The organism is Nonomuraea sp. NPDC050643, from assembly GCF_040654715.1.
Taxonomy (GTDB): Bacteria; Actinomycetota; Actinomycetes; order Streptosporangiales; family Streptosporangiaceae; genus Nonomuraea.
In genome coordinates, this window is the sequence record NZ_JBFAIM010000001.1 from 245499 (window position 1) to 259571 (window position 14073).

The window sequence follows — 14073 nt, forward strand, 5'->3', positions numbered from 1 at the left end:
CGCGTGATGGGGCCACGAGGGGACTTCTCACGCTTCGCCTGGGCGAACTCGGTCACCCAGCTCGGCACCCAGGTCACGGTCGTCGCCCTGCCGCTCACCGCCGTGCTCACGCTGAACGCCGGCGCCTTCCAGCTCGGCCTGCTGGCGGCCGTCCAGACCGCCGCCTTCCTGGTGATCGGACTGCCCGCCGGGGTGTGGGTGGACCGGTGGCGGCGCCGCCCGATCCTCGTCCGGTCCGACCTGGCCAGGGGCCTGGCCCTGCTGACCGTCCCCGCCGCCGCCTGGCTGGACCTGCTCACCCTGCCCCACCTGTACGCCGTCGCGCTGGTGCTGGGCGTGGGCACCGTGTTCTTCGACGTGGCCCAGATGAGCCTCCTGCCCGCGCTCGTCCCCAAGGAGCGCCTCGAACGCGCCAACGGCCGTCTGGAGGCCGCCCGGCAGGTCTCCGTCCTGGCCGGCCCCGGGCTGGGCGGCTGGCTGGTGGCCACGGTCACGGCGCCGGTCGCGCTCCTGGCCGACGCCTTCGGCTATCTGGCCTCGGCGGCGCTGCTGTCCGGCGGACAGGGGGAGCGGCCGTCCACGGCCCGGCGCGGGCGGTTGCGGGCGGAGGTGGCCGAGGGGCTGGCGTTCGTCCTCAGGGAGCCGGTGCTGCGCAGGGTGGCCGCCGGTGGCGCGCTGACCAGGGTCGCCCTCGGCGTGTGCGCCGTCGGCTACCCGCTCTACCTGGTCGTCGAGCTGCGGGTCGGCCCGGCGGGCTACGGACTGATGCTGTCGGCGGCGGCGGCCGGCGCGCTGGCCGCCGTGGGGCTGACCGCTCGCCTGTCGGCGCGCCACGGGGTGGGCGCGACCCTGTACGGCTCCGCGCTGCTCGTCACGGTCTTCCAGCTCCTCGCCCTGGCCACCGGCCCGGGATGGCGGCTGCTGATCTTCCCCGCGGCCACGGCGCTGGCCGGCGCCGCCGGGGTGATCTTCAACGTGGCCCAGCTCAGCTACCGCCAGCGCATCACCCCGGAGCACCTGCTGGGCCGGGTCAACGCCAGCATGCGCTTCCTCATGTGGGGCACCACCCCGCTGGGCGGCCTGGCGGGCGGCCTGGTGGGGGAGTGGCTCGGCGGCCACGCGGTCTTCGCCGCCGGCGTCGCCCTGATCGGCCTGTCCTACCTCGCCATCGTCACCGCCCCGGCCATCATCCGGGCGGCGGGCTGAGACGTCAGGCGTCGGGCCACAGTTCGCGCACCACCGCCGCCGTGTGCGCGCCCAGCCCCAGCGCGATGGCCGCGCGCAGGTCGTCGGGCGTGTCCACGTCGCGCCTGACCGAGTCGATCCCCGGCACGCACAGCTCCTTCGCCCCTCCGGCCAGGTGCTTGGCCCGCGACTCCCCGCCGAACCTCGGCGCGAACGGGATCCCCGGGCGTACCCCGTAGAAGGTCGTGCCCACATCGAGCGCGTCGGGCACGAACGACTGGTCGAACTCCGCCGCCGCCTCCAGCGCCAGCCCCAGCTCGGCGGGCCGCAGGGCGGGCAGGTCGGCCTGCAGCGCGCCCACCGCGTCACCCGGCGCCAGGCGTACGGCGTGGGCCGCGCCCGTACGCAGGGCGGTGTTGAGCCCGCGATCGGGATCGGGCACCACGTCGGCCCCGAGCGCGCGCAGCGGCCCCGCGGCGGCGGGGTCGGCCGTCACCACGATCACCCGTGCGACACGCGGGCAGGTGAGCGCCGCAGCCACGGTGTCGCTGGCCACGGCGACGGCCAGCCGGGTGCGGTGCGGCCCGGTCGCGGCGGCCAGCCGCGTCTTCGCCGCTACCAGCGTCTTCACCGGAATGACCAGCGACCAGCGGATGCTCATAGGCTTAAGCATCGCGCCTCGACATCCCACGCGGCCAACCGGGAGACTTGGGGCGCATCCCGCACGTGCTGGAGGAGACCATGAGCCGCCCCACGCGACCATCGCGCTTCTGGGAAACCCTGGCAGTAGTGATCGTGAAACCACTGTCCCGGCTCCTGGTCAAGAAAGACTGGCGCAACGGGGAGCGCATCCCCCGCACCGGTGGCGTGATCATCGCGGCCAATCACCTCTCCTGGGCCGACCCTGTCCTGCTCTCGCACTTCCTCTACAACAACGGCCGCTGGCCGGTAATCCTCGCCAAGTCCGCCCTGTTCAAGGTGCCCCTGCTGGGCAAGGCCGTGATCGGGCTGCTGGCCATCCCCGTCGACCGGGGCAGCAGAGAGGCGGCCAGGTCGCTGCGCCTCTCGGCGGAGCGGCTCGACGACGGCTGCGCGATCTTGTTCTACCCGGAGGGCACATGCACCCGCGATCCCGGGCTGTGGCCCATGGTGGGCAAGACCGGCGCGGCCCGGCTGGCGCTGGAGAGTGGCGCCCAGGTGATCCCGGTGGCGCACTGGGGCGCTCAGGAGCTGCTGCCGTACGGGGCGAAGCGGCCCCGGCTGTTGCCCCGCAAGACGTTCCAGGTGAGCGTGGGGCCGCCTGTGGACCTGTCGAAATACGCGAGCGGGGCGGCACACGCCGACGTGCTGCGCGAGGCGACGGCCGACATCATGGCGGCGATCACCGCGCAGCTCGCCGAGCTGCGCGGCGAGAAGGCCCCGGAGACTCCCTACGATCCCGCCGGACGGTGATGGCATGACAAAGGTGGCCGTTTTCGGGACAGGCTCGTGGGGCACCACGTTCGCCATGATCCTGGCGGAGGCGCACAACGAGGTCACGTTGTGGGGCCGCAGGCAGGACCTGGTCGAGTCGATCGACCGCGACCACGTCAACCCCGACTACCTGCCCGGCGTGCGGCTCCCGGCCGCGCTGCGCGCCACGACCGACCCCGAGCGCGCGCTCGACGGGGCGGAGTTCGTGGTCCTGGCCGTGCCGTCGCAGCAGTTGCGCCCCAACCTGGAGGCCTGGCGCGCGCACATCCCGCGCGAGGCCGTCCTGGTGAGCCTGATGAAGGGCATCGAGCTGGGCACGACCAAGCGGATGAGCGAGGTGATCCGTGAGGTGGCCGAGGTGCCCGAAGAGCGGGTCGCCGTCGTCTCGGGGCCCAACCTGGCCAAGGAGATCGCCCACCGCCAGCCCGCCGCCACCGTGGTGGCCTGCACCGACGAGTCGGTCGCCGCGCGGCTCCAGGCGATCTGCCACCTGCCGCCGTGGTTTCGCCCCTACACCAACCCCGACGTGGTCGGCGTCGAGCTGGGCGGCGCGGTGAAGAACGTGATCGCGCTGGCCGTGGGCGTCTCCGCGGGCATGGGGATGGGCGACAACGTCAGCGCCATGCTCATCACACGCGGCCTGGCCGAGATCTCCCGCCTGGGCGCGGCGCTCGGAGCCGACGCCCACACGTTCGCGGGGCTCGCCGGCATGGGAGACCTCGTCGCGACCTGTACGTCACCGCTGTCGCGCAACCGCACCTTCGGCGAGAACCTGGGCCGGGGCATGACGCTGGAGGAGGTCGTGGCCGCCACCAGGCAGACCGCGGAAGGCGTCAAGTCCTGCGAGTCGGTCCTGGAGCTGGCCAGGAAACACGACGTCGAGATGCCGATCACCGAGGTCGTCGTCGGAGTGGTCCACGACGGCATGTCACCGAGCGAGGCCGGCATGCTGCTCATGTCCCGCTCGCCCAAGCCGGAGCGTTACGGCGTGTGAGAATGATCTGTCTACGGCGTGCTCGGCTCGCTGTGACACGGACACCCCGGTAGATTCGGACACCATGAGCAAGCCACGCGTCGCCGTCGTTTTCGGAGGCCGCAATTCCGAGCACGCCGTTTCCCTCATGGGGGCGGGCAGCGTGCTGGATGCGATCGACAGGAGCAAGTACGAGGTGATCCCCATCGGGATCGCCCAGGACGGCAGGTGGGTGCTGGCCGCTTCCGACCAGCGGTACGCCATCGAGGCCGGCGAACTGCCGGTCGTCGACACCACGGGCGCGGCGCTGGCCCTGCCCTCGGGTGGCAACTCACTGGTGGCCTACGACCCCGGCAGCATCCCGGTGGAGCTCGGCTCGGTCGACGTCGTGTTCCCGGTCATGCACGGGCCCTTCGCCGAAGACGGCACCATCCAGGGCCTGCTGGAGATGGCCGGCGTGCGCTATGTCGGCTCGGGCGTGCTGGCCAGCGCCGTGGGCATGGACAAAGCCCACATGAAGACCGTCCTGGCCGCCGACGGCCTGCCGATGGGCCGCTACGTGGTCGTACGCGACCGCGACTGGCGGCTCAACCGCGACCGCGTGCTCAAGGAGGCCGAGGAGCTCGGCTATCCGGTGTTCGTCAAGCCGGCCAGGGCCGGCTCCTCGCAGGGCATCTCCAAGGCCTCCGACCGGGCCGAGCTCGAGTCGGCCGTGGAGTTCGCCCGGCAGCACGACCCGAAGGTGCTCATCGAGGCGGCGATCGTCGGCCGCGAGATCGAGTGCGCGGTGCTGCAGTCGCTCGGCGACGAGCCGGCGGTCGCGTCGATGCCCGGCGAGGTGAAGGTCGAGGGCGGGCAGGACTTCTTCGACTTCGAGGCGAAATACTATCCCGACCAGATGTCACTCACCGTGCCCGCCGACATCCCCGAAGAGACGGCCGAGGAGCTGCGGGCGATGGCCGTGCGCGCGTTCGACGCCCTCGACTGCGAGGGGCTCTCGCGGGTCGACTTCTTCTACACGCCCGACGGCAAGCTGATCCTCAACGAGATCAACACCATGCCGGGCTTCACGTCGCTCTCGGTGGCGCCGCAGCTCTGGGCGGCCTCCGGCCTGTCCTACCCGGCGCTGGTCGACCGCCTCATCCAGCTCGCCCTGTCACGGTCACCGGGCCTGCGGTGAAGTCCGCCTCGGTCACCGGGCCTGCGGTGAAGTCCGCCTCGGTCACCGGGCCTGCGGCGGAACCCGCCCCGGTCACCGGGCCCGTGATGGGATCCGCCGCGGTCACTGTGCCGGGGGCGGCGCGACCTGGGCGATCGGCTTCGACAGGGCGGCGAGCACCTCGCCGGCCACGTGCTCGCCGCCGATCGTGACCTCCACGTAGACGATGTCGGTCACGGCCGTGAACAGCGCGGGCTTGTCCGGATCGGCGAACCAGCCCACGCCGCTGATCTCCTGGAGCCGGTCGGTCGGCGCCATCCTGACCGGCCGGGGCACACCGCAGCGCAGCGCGATGATGCCATCGCCCCAGACGGCCACGTACGGCGACTCGGGCGCGGACGTGCCGCGTTCGTCGCCGTCGAGCGTCCGGGGCAGCAAGGTGGCCAGCTTGTCGCAGGCCGCGACCGCCTCGCCCTGCGGGACAGGCGGTTCGACCCGAATGGTGCCGCCGCAACCGGCGAGTGCTAGGAGAACGAGCAGGACGGCGGCGGCACGCATGCGACGACTACCTTCAGATGTGGACGATCGGGCACGTAAGCGTACGTGTGATGCCCTCAACTGCCTGAATCTGCGCGACGACGAGCTTGCCCAGCTCATCGACGTTGTTGGCCTCCGCGCGCACGATCACGTCGTAAGGCCCCGTCACGTCTTCCGCCTGCGTGACCCCGGGGATCCCGGAGATCTCGCGAGCGACGGCGGCGGCCTTGCCGACCTCGGTCTGGATAAGGATGTAGGCCTGCACCATTACGTCCTCCCGGGCGATTGGATCACGCCGAAGGGTAACCGTACCCTGTGTGCGTCAGGAGGTGCGTCATCACAGTCGGAGATCTCGGCGAATTCGGTGTGGTAAATCGTATTACCGGACGTCTGCCCCAGAGCGCGGCGGTAATGCTCGGCCCGGGTGACGACGCCGCCATGGTCAGAGCGCCTGACGGTCGTGTGGTGGTCTCAACGGATCTACTACTCGAGGGTAGGCATTTCCGCCGCGATTGGTCCAGCGGCTATGACGTAGGACGTAAGGCCGCGGCCCAGAACCTGGCCGACGTGGCCGCCATGGGCGCCACGCCGACGTCGATCGTGGTGGGCCTCGGCATCCCCGCCGACCTGCCCCTGGCCTGGCTGGACGCGTTGACGGAAGGGTTCGCCGACGAGTGCGCGCAGGTCGGCGCGAGCGTGGCCGGGGGCGACGTCACCCGCTGTGACCTGGTCGTCATCGGGGTGACCGCGCTGGGCGACCTCGGCGGGCGGGCCCCGGTCCTGCGCTCGGGGGCCGAGCCGGGGCACGTGGTGGCGGTGGCGGGCCGGCTGGGTTACGCCGCCGCCGGCTGGGCCCTGCTGGAGGCGGGCACCCCGCTGGACTCCCCGGCCCTGCGCGAGGCCGTGACCGGGCACCGCAGGCCCTGTCCTCCCTACGCGGCCGGACCCCAGGCCGCCGAGCTGGGCGCGAGCGCGATGCTCGACGTCAGCGACGGCCTCCTGCAGGACCTCGGCCACGTCGCGGAGGCCAGCGGCGTACGCATCGAGCTGGATCCCCAGGCGTTCGCGGTGGGGGAGCCGGTGGCGGCGGCGGCCAAGGAGCTCGGGAGCGATCCGCTGGAGTGGGTGCTCACGGGTGGCGAGGATCACGCCCTGGCCGGAACGTTCCCACCAGAGGTACGACTGCCGTCGTCGTGGCGCGTCGTGGGCCGGGTGATCGAGGGCGATGGGGTCCTCGTCTATGGCCGTGAAATTGGACAACGCGGGTGGGATCACTTTGGGTGATGAGTTGTCCCGATTTACGTGATAATTCGCTGATTTGGGGTACGACTAGTGGGATTGCTGTGACAACGGCGTAGCAAAGGTGTTATGAAGATTGGCGGCCACTGTAACCGGCAGAAAGGGCAGCCATGGGCCGCCACGGCACAGGTGGATCCGATGACGGGGATGAACGGGGGAACGGTAGCGCTTTCTGGGGACCTGACGAGCAGGCTGAGCCGCCAGGCTGGCCCTCGTTGCCCGACCAGCCCGAGGTGACGGGGCAGTGGGCCCCGATGCCACGGCGTACCGACGGGCCGCATTCGCGCGCGCCGCAGTCGGAGCCGTTCGAGACCACCGGGGCTTTCGCGCTGCCCACCGACTCCGCCAGCGGCTTCCCACCGGCCAACGACCCGGCTGGCGCCTTCTCACCGCCCCCAGGGCGGCGGGGAGGAGAGGCCGGTCCGTTCGAGACGACGGGCGCCTTCGCCCGCCCGCTCGACTGGGACCAGCAGGGCGACCGCCCGCACTCCATGACGGGACCGGGCCCCTTTGACGGCCTTCCCGGCCCCTTCCACGGCCCCGGCGGCCCGCAGGGCCCCGGAGGTATGCCCGGACCAGGCGGTATGCCCGGACCCGGCGGCCCGCAGGGCCCCGGTGGACTGCCCGGACCCGGCGGTCCCGGCGGCATGCCGGGTCCCGGAGGTATGCCTGGCGGTATGCAGGGCGGCCCCGGCGGTATGCCCGGTGGTCCGCAGGGGCCCGGCAGGACGCTCGGGCCCGATGGTGTCCCCGGCCCTGACGGGCAGGCCGCGCCCGGGCATCCGGGCGCCTTCGACGCCCCCGCCCAGAACGGCTTCTTCGACCGTCCAGGGCCCTTCGACGGCCCCTTCGGCGGGCCGGCGGGCGATCAGCGCGACCCGTTCGACGGGCCCGCCGACCGTACCGCCAGGTTCGACGCCCCGGCGGGCCCCGGGCAGGGTGGCCCGCCGGAGCCTGGCGACATCAAGGTGGCCGGCGAGCCGACCGTGGCCCTCCAGGCGCCCGCCTGGGCGGAGGCCGAGACCGGCTTCCTGAGCTCCGGCTGGTCGTCCGACTCGGGCATGGACGAGCCCGACGAGCCCAAGGGCCGCCGAGGTCGCCGCAAGGGCGGACGCGGTGGCGGCGGTGGTGGTGGAGACGACGTGCTCGCCGCTCCCACCGGGGCCGGCAAGGGCCGGGTGGCGCTGCTCTCGGTCGCCGCCGTGGCGGTCGTGCTCGGTGGCACCGTGGCGGGCGTCAAGTTCATGAGCTCGTCGACCGACCCCGGCAAGTGCCAGGGCACGACGTGCGCCGCCTCCGTACAGACCACGACCGGTCAGCCGGCGCCTGAGGTCTCCGAGGATTCCGAGCCCGCCGAGGACGCCGGACCGGTCGAGGAGGAGCCGACGGAGGAAGAGGAGAGCGCGCCCTCCGACACTCCGACGCCCACGGCCTCGTACAGCGTGCGCCAGCCGCGCAAGAGCGCCTCGCCCACGCCGACGCCCACCAAGTCCAAGAAGGTGTCGCAGAAGCCGACCAAGGAGCCGACGGACGACCCGCTGCCCGAAGAGGAGGTGACGGAGTCGCCGAGCGAGGAGGCTTCGACACTGGACGCGGACACGGGCGTCGAGCCGACCACCGGCGCCACCCCCGACCCCACCAGCTCGGGGACCGACGGAGGGCCGAGCGGCGGCTCGGTGAGCGTGCAGCAGACGATCAAGCAGCGTCTGACCAGCTACACGGCCGACCTGCAGCTCTCCAACACCTCTCCGGCGACGCTGCAGAGCCCCACGATCTCCGTTCCTGTGGACGGCAAGGTCCTCGACGTGGCCGGCGCCGAATGGACCCAGGACGGTGACCTGCTGATCCTGGACCTGTCGGTGCCGCTGGGGGCCGGAGACTCGGTCGACGTCTCGTTCACGGCCACCGGCAAGGGCTCGAAGGCGCAGAACTGCGGGCTGGTCAGCGGGGAGTGCGCCGTCAGCTGAGTGGTTGGATGGGGGACATGACGGTTTCGACCCCTCCACGCGTACTCACCGTCGCCGGCTCCGATTCCGGGGGCGGCGCGGGCATCCAGGCTGACCTGAAGACCATGCTGGCCATGGGCGTCCACGGCATGAGCGTGATCGCCGCCGTCACGGCCCAGAACTCGCTGGGCGTCCAGGGCTACTGGGAGCTGCCGCCCGAGGCCGTACGGGCGCAGCTCGACGCCGTGCTGGGCGACATCGGCGCGCAGGCGGTGAAGACCGGCATGCTGGCCTCTCCGGTGCTCGTGGAGCTGGCCGCGGACGTGCTCGGGGCCTACGCCGCGCCTCTCGTCGTGGACCCGGTCGGGGTGTCCAAGCACGGCGACACGCTGCTCGTGCCCGAGGCCGTCGAGACGCTCCGCACGCGGCTGCTGCCCGTGGCCACCGTGGTGACGCCGAACCTGTGGGAGGTCGAGCAGCTCACGTCGGTGAAGGTCGAGGACGAGAGCGGGCTCAGGAGGGCGGCGGAGGCCGTACTCGAGCTGGGGCCCGTCTGGGTGCTGATCAAGGGCGGTCACCTGCCCGGGGCGCCGGTGGACCTGCTCACGGACGGCACGGCCGAATACCGCTTCACCGCCGAACGCCTGGACAACCGCCACACCCACGGCACCGGCTGCACCCTGGCCTCGGCCATCGCCTCCCGTCTCGCGCTGGGGGACGACGTGCCGTCGGCGGTGGGCCGGGCGAAGGAGTACGTGACGGGCGCGATCGGCCGCGGCTTCCCGTTGGGCGGCGGCATCGGCCCGGTGGACCACGCCTGGCGCTGGCGCTGACCCGCACGACCGCATCCGGCCCGGGCCCAACGTGTAACGACCACGTCCGGTGCCTGGGTCCCCGCGTAACGGCCATGTCCGGCGCCCGGGCCCACGCAGGACGACCACGTCCGGCGCTCAGGTGCCGCGTGGACGACTTTCCGGGCGACCGCGACGAAACAGTGACGCCACACGGCCGTCCGGGCCGGGGAGGCCGTGTGAAGGGGCGCCTGGGACGGCGAAAGCCCGCCACTCCAGCCGGAGCGACGGGCTTGCGCGGAAGTGGGAACTAGCGGGTGACCTTGCCCGCCTTGATGCACGAGGTGCACACGTTCAGCTTCTTCGGCGTGCCGCCGATGACCGCGCGAACCGTCTGGATGTTGGGGTTCCAACGACGGCGGGTGCGGCGGTGAGAGTGGGACACGTTGTTGCCGAAGGTCGGCCCCTTGCGGCAGACATCGCAGACGGAAGCCACGGTATCGCTCCTTTAAACAGTCGATATAGCCCTGTCCGCTGATGCTTTCCGGGCGGAGGGCATGCCGGGACAACCGGCGAGCCACACGAGAATATCCGATCCACCCCGATGGACGCGAACCAGAGCATCTGGACCGAATCCTGGGCGGCGATATTCTCCTCCAACAACGGTAGCGCATTCGGGGAGGTCGGAGGGCCCAGATGAAGATCCTCGACCCACCCGCCGTGCGAAGGTGGGCCCGCCTGGCCGCCGACGCGCTCGGCCAGGCCAGGACGGAGATCGACGCGCTCAACGTGTTCCCCGTGGCAGACGGCGACACGGGCACCAACCTGCACTTGACCATGCTGTCCGCGGCCGAGGCCGTCGAGTCGCTGCCCGACGACGTGGACGTCGCCGTGGTGTGGCAGACGCTCTCGTACGGCGCGCTGGTGGGGGCGCGCGGCAATTCGGGGGTCATCGTCAGCCAGGCGCTGCGCGGTCTCGCCGAGGTGCTGAAGGACGGCCCCGATCTGCGCGCCGGGCTGCTCAGGGCCGCCCTGCTGGCCAGGGAGGCGGTGGCCAGGCCGGTCGAGGGCACCGTGCTGAGCGTGCTGGAGTCGGCGGCGCGGGCCGTGCAAGGGCTGGACGGGGACCTGCACGAGGTGGCGCGGCAGGCGGCGGGGGAGGCGCGGGCCGCGCTGCGGCGTACGCCCGACCAGCTCGAGGTGCTGGCCCGCAGCGGCGTCGTGGACGCGGGCGGCGCGGGGGCGGCGATCGTGCTGGAGACGCTGGCCGCCGTGATCTCCGGCTCCCACATCGGCCATTACGACGTGCCGCCGCCGACCGCCCGGGTCTCGCCGATGACGGAGGTGGGGGCGGGTTACGAGGTGATGTACCTGCTCGACGCCGACGACCGGGCGGTGGCCGCGCTGCGCGAGGAACTCGACGGCATGGGCGACTCGCTGGTCGTGGTCGGCGGCGACGGGCTGTGGAACGTCCACGTGCACGTGGCCGAGGCGGGTCCCGCCGTCGAGGCCGGGCTGCGGGCGGGCCGTCCGCACCGGATCAGGATCACGTACCTGGCCGAGCGCACCCACCGCGGCGGCGCGGGCAGGGGCGTGGTGGCGGTGGCGGCGGGCGACGGGATCGCGGCACTCTTCGAGGAGTGCGGCGCGATCGTGGTACGCCGCACGCCCGGCACCCGGCCCACGCTCCCCGCCCTGCTGGCCGCGATCAGGCAGGCGGGCGGCGAGGTCGCGGTCCTGCCCAACGACGAGGGCGTCAGGTCCGTGGCCGCCGCCGCGGCGGAGATCGCCCGCGAGGACGGGGTGGCGGTCAGCGTGCTGCCCACGAAGGCGACCGTGCAGGGCCTGGCGGCGCTGGCCGTGCACGATCCGCTGCGCCGCTTCGACGACGACGTGGTGGCGATGACGGACGCGGCCGGGCACACGCGGTACGGGCACGTGACGGTGGCCGACAAGGAGGCGTTCACGAGCGCGGGGGTGTGCCGGCCGGGAGACGTGCTCGGCATGATCGACGGGGACGTGGCGGTGATCGGCGACTCGGTCGACGGCGTGGCCACCACGGTGGTGGACCGCATGGTGGCGGGCGGGGGCGAGCTGGTCACGCTGGTCACGGGCGCGCGGGCGCCGGAGGGTCTGGCCGGCCGCGTCGAGGAGCACCTCGGGCGTACCCGGCCGGACGTCGACCTCGTGGTGTACGACGGCGAGCAGGGCGGCTACCCGCTCCTGATCGGCGTGGAGTGAGGGAAAGCGGCGAGTGAGGGGCTCGAACGGGATTCCTGTCGGCCGCAGGCGGTAGAACTTAATGCCGTGAGCCGTTTCGACGAGCCCCTGACGAAGGCGCTCGACCCGAAGACCGCCAAGCTGCTGCACAGTGTGCTCGGCCTGGAGACGGTCGGCGACCTGCTGCGCCACTACCCGCGCCGCTACGCCGAGCGAGGCGAGCTGACCTCGCTGGACGCGCTGGAGGTCGACGAGCACGTCACCGTGGTCGGCGAGGTGACCAGGGCGATGCGCAAGCCCATGCGCAACCGGGGCGGCACCTGGCTGGAGGCCGAGGTCGTCGACGGCAACGGCAACCGGATCTACCTGGCGTTCTTCGGCAAGGGCTCCCACGTCGCCGAGTCGCGGCTCAAGCCGGGGCGGCGCGGCATGTTCGCCGGCAAGGTGGGCCTGTTCGGGGCGCGGGCCAAGCCGCGCTGGCAGCTCGCGCACCCCGAGTTCGAGCTGTTCGAGGAGAGCGAGGCGAGCGCGGAGGAGTTCGCGGCCGCCCCGGTGCCGATCTATCCGGCGGGCAAGGACCTCACGCCGTGGGCGATCAGGCGCGCGATCGGCGTCGTGCTCGACACGCTCGGCCCGCTGGACGACCCGCTGCCGGCCGGCCTGCGGGCCCGCCACGGGCTGCAGGACCTCGGTGAGGCGCTGGTGGCCATCCACCGGCCGAAGGACTTCGCCGAGATGGGGCGGGCGCGCAAGCGGCTGAAGTTCGACGAGGCGTTCGTGCTGCAGGCCGTGCTGCTCCAGCGACGCCAGGCGGCCACCGCGTGGCCCGCCAAGGCCCGGCCCAGGCGCTCCGACGGGATGTTGTCCGACTTCGACGGGCGGCTGCCGTTCTCGCTGACCGAGGGGCAGGCGCAGGTGGGCGAGGAGATCGCCGCCGACCTGGCGCTGGAGCACCCGATGCACCGGCTGCTGCAGGGCGAGGTCGGCGCGGGCAAGACCGTGGTGGCGCTGCGGGCCATGCTGCAGGTGGTCGACGCGGGCGGTCAGGCGGCGCTGCTGGCGCCCACGGAGGTGCTGGCCCAGCAGCACCATCGCTCGATCACCAACATGCTGGGCGACCTGGCGCAGGGCGGCATGTTCGGCGGCACGGCCGTCACGTTGCTGACCGGCTCGATGGGCGCGGCCACCCGCCGCGCGGCCCTGCTCGACGCGGCCTCCGGCACGGCGGGCATCGTCGTGGGCACCCACGCGCTGCTGCAGGAGCACGTGCAGTTCGCCGACCTGGGGCTGGTGGTGGTGGACGAGCAGCATCGGTTCGGCGTGGAGCAGCGCGACGCCCTGCGCGAGAAGGCGGGCGGGGGCCGGCCGCACGTCCTGGTCATGACGGCCACGCCGATCCCGCGCACGGTCGCCATGACGGTCTTCGGCGACCTGGAGGTCTCGACGCTGTCCCAGCTCCCGTCGGGCCGTGCCCCCATCACCACCCACGTGGTCCCGGCCGCGGAGAAGCCCCACTACCTCGAGCGCACCTGGCAGCGGGTCAGGGAGGAGGTGGGGCTGGGCCGGCAGGCCTACATCGTGTGTCCCCGCATCGGCGACCTGGAGGGCGACGAGGGCGATCTGGCGGCGGCCACGGACGACGAGCGCCGCCCGCCGCTCGCGGTCCTGGAGGTGGCCGAGATGTTGTCCGAAGGGCCCTTCCACGACCTGCGCGTCGGCACGCTGCACGGCAAGCTGCCGCCGGAGGAGAAGGACGCGCTCATGCGCTCGTTCACGCGGGGCGAGCTCGACGTCCTGGTGGCCACGACCGTCATCGAGGTGGGCGTCGACGTGCCCAACTCCTCCGTCATGATCATCATGGACGCCGACCGCTTCGGCGTCTCCCAGCTCCACCAGCTCCGCGGCCGTGTGGGCCGGGGCGGCCTGCCCGGCCTGTGCCTGCTGGTCTCCGACTTCCCCGAGGGCACCCCGGCCCGCGCCCGCCTCGACGCGGTGGCGGCCACGCTCGACGGGTTCGAGCTGTCGAGGGTGGACCTGGAGCAGCGGCGGGAGGGCGACGTCCTGGGGGCGGCGCAGTCGGGCAAGCGGTCGTCGCTGAAGCTGCTGCAACTGCTGAGAGACGAGGACGTGATCGCCACCGCCCGGGAGGAGGCGGCCGCGCTCCTGGCCGAGGATCCCGAGCTGACGGCCCACGAGGGCCTGCGGGCGGAGATCGACCGGCTGCTGGCGGACGAGCGGGCGGAATATCTGGAGAAGACCTGACGCGGGCGGGCGAGGGCTTCCTGGCGCTCGGAAGGGCGCGGGCGGCCGGGTCTCCCGTGAAGAAGAAAGAACCCAGCCGCGGGGACGGCCTCCCCCCGAATGCCGTCCCCGGCTGGGCCCACCCTCGGGTCAGGTGCCGAGGGAACCGGCGTGCGGAAGGGCTCACGATCACGCCGGTCGGCCTTCATGTGGGTCACCTTGAAGGCCGCAGACTCATCATGCGGGCCC

Annotated in this window: 13 protein-coding genes; 9 read left to right on the top strand and 4 right to left on the bottom strand. The window is 72.5% G+C overall.

Translation table 11 applies throughout. The features are described 5' to 3' along the window. Positions 1–6 precede the first annotated feature (6 nt). A complete protein-coding gene (locus tag AB0I15_RS01065; protein WP_358088129.1) occupies positions 7–1206 on the top strand; it encodes an MFS transporter in 1200 nt (399 codons plus the stop codon). 4 nt (positions 1207–1210) lie between these two features. Here the strand turns inward: AB0I15_RS01065 and cofC are convergent, their stop codons facing one another. Continuing rightward, positions 1211–1846, bottom strand: a complete 636-nt coding sequence (gene cofC, locus AB0I15_RS01070) for a 2-phospho-L-lactate guanylyltransferase (RefSeq protein WP_358088132.1) — start codon at positions 1844–1846, stop codon at positions 1211–1213. A 128-nt stretch (positions 1847–1974) separates the two neighbouring features. Here cofC and AB0I15_RS01075 point away from each other — a divergent pair, with 128 nt between their 5' ends. The 3 genes from AB0I15_RS01075 (at position 1975) to AB0I15_RS01085 (ending at position 4811) form a co-directional block, all read left to right on the top strand. Further along, a complete protein-coding gene (locus tag AB0I15_RS01075) occupies positions 1975–2637 on the top strand; it encodes a lysophospholipid acyltransferase family protein (protein WP_358088135.1) in 663 nt (220 codons plus the stop codon). 4 nt (positions 2638–2641) lie between these two features. Then, complete coding sequence (locus tag AB0I15_RS01080) at positions 2642–3652, top strand: NAD(P)H-dependent glycerol-3-phosphate dehydrogenase (RefSeq protein ID WP_358088138.1); 1011 nt, start codon at positions 2642–2644, stop codon at positions 3650–3652. Positions 3653–3716: 64 nt separating this feature from the next. Next, positions 3717–4811 (top strand): D-alanine--D-alanine ligase family protein, encoded by a 1095-nt coding sequence (locus AB0I15_RS01085; RefSeq protein ID WP_358088141.1) that lies wholly within the window; start codon positions 3717–3719, stop codon positions 4809–4811. Between the two features lie 102 nt (positions 4812–4913). Here the strand turns inward: AB0I15_RS01085 and AB0I15_RS01090 are convergent, their stop codons facing one another. Then, complete coding sequence (locus AB0I15_RS01090) at positions 4914–5348, bottom strand: DUF3515 family protein (protein WP_358088143.1); 435 nt, start codon at positions 5346–5348, stop codon at positions 4914–4916. A 13-nt stretch (positions 5349–5361) separates the two neighbouring features. Next, positions 5362–5595: an Lrp/AsnC ligand binding domain-containing protein gene (locus AB0I15_RS01095; RefSeq protein ID WP_106249262.1), complete on the bottom strand. Its 234-nt coding sequence runs from the start codon at positions 5593–5595 to the stop codon at positions 5362–5364. 47 nt (positions 5596–5642) lie between these two features. On the opposite strand from AB0I15_RS01095, the gene AB0I15_RS01100 reads away from it, so the two are divergent. The 3 genes from AB0I15_RS01100 (at position 5643) to thiD (ending at position 9405) form a co-directional block, all read left to right on the top strand. Beyond that, positions 5643–6611: a thiamine-phosphate kinase gene (locus AB0I15_RS01100; RefSeq protein ID WP_358088146.1), complete on the top strand. Its 969-nt coding sequence runs from the start codon at positions 5643–5645 to the stop codon at positions 6609–6611. A gap of 230 nt (positions 6612–6841) precedes the next feature. Beyond that, positions 6842–8593, top strand: a complete 1752-nt coding sequence (locus AB0I15_RS01105; protein ID WP_358088149.1) for a hypothetical protein — start codon at positions 6842–6844, stop codon at positions 8591–8593. A gap of 8 nt (positions 8594–8601) precedes the next feature. After that, positions 8602–9405, top strand: coding sequence for a bifunctional hydroxymethylpyrimidine kinase/phosphomethylpyrimidine kinase (gene thiD, locus AB0I15_RS01110; RefSeq protein WP_358088152.1), 804 nt, complete (start codon positions 8602–8604; stop codon positions 9403–9405). Between the two features lie 268 nt (positions 9406–9673). On the opposite strand, the gene rpmB is transcribed toward thiD, so the two are convergent. Then, positions 9674–9859, bottom strand: a complete 186-nt coding sequence (gene rpmB, locus AB0I15_RS01115) for a 50S ribosomal protein L28 (protein WP_049556934.1) — start codon at positions 9857–9859, stop codon at positions 9674–9676. A gap of 200 nt (positions 9860–10059) precedes the next feature. Here rpmB and AB0I15_RS01120 point away from each other — a divergent pair, with 200 nt between their 5' ends. Together AB0I15_RS01120 and recG are read left to right on the top strand one after the other, a co-directional pair. Further along, positions 10060–11604, top strand: coding sequence for a DAK2 domain-containing protein (locus AB0I15_RS01120; protein WP_358088155.1), 1545 nt, complete (start codon positions 10060–10062; stop codon positions 11602–11604). Between the two features lie 66 nt (positions 11605–11670). Beyond that, positions 11671–13845 carry an ATP-dependent DNA helicase RecG gene (recG, locus tag AB0I15_RS01125; RefSeq protein ID WP_358088158.1) on the top strand — a complete coding sequence of 725 codons (2175 nt, stop codon included), beginning with the start codon at positions 11671–11673 and terminating at the stop codon, positions 13843–13845. Positions 13846–14073 lie beyond the last annotated feature (228 nt).

Coding starts and splice junctions, on each gene's coding strand:
- AB0I15_RS01065 (WP_358088129.1), top strand. CDS start 7: ATGGGGCCACGAGGGGACTTCTCACGCTTCGCCTGGGCGAACTCGGTC.
- cofC (WP_358088132.1), bottom strand. CDS start 1,846: ATGAGCATCCGCTGGTCGCTGGTCATTCCGGTGAAGACGCTGGTAGCG.
- AB0I15_RS01080 (WP_358088138.1), top strand. CDS start 2,642: ATGACAAAGGTGGCCGTTTTCGGGACAGGCTCGTGGGGCACCACGTTC.
- AB0I15_RS01085 (WP_358088141.1), top strand. CDS start 3,717: ATGAGCAAGCCACGCGTCGCCGTCGTTTTCGGAGGCCGCAATTCCGAG.
- AB0I15_RS01090 (WP_358088143.1), bottom strand. CDS start 5,348: ATGCGTGCCGCCGCCGTCCTGCTCGTTCTCCTAGCACTCGCCGGTTGC.
- AB0I15_RS01095 (WP_106249262.1), bottom strand. CDS start 5,595: ATGGTGCAGGCCTACATCCTTATCCAGACCGAGGTCGGCAAGGCCGCC.
- thiD (WP_358088152.1), top strand. CDS start 8,602: ATGGGGGACATGACGGTTTCGACCCCTCCACGCGTACTCACCGTCGCC.
- AB0I15_RS01120 (WP_358088155.1), top strand. CDS start 10,060: ATGAAGATCCTCGACCCACCCGCCGTGCGAAGGTGGGCCCGCCTGGCC.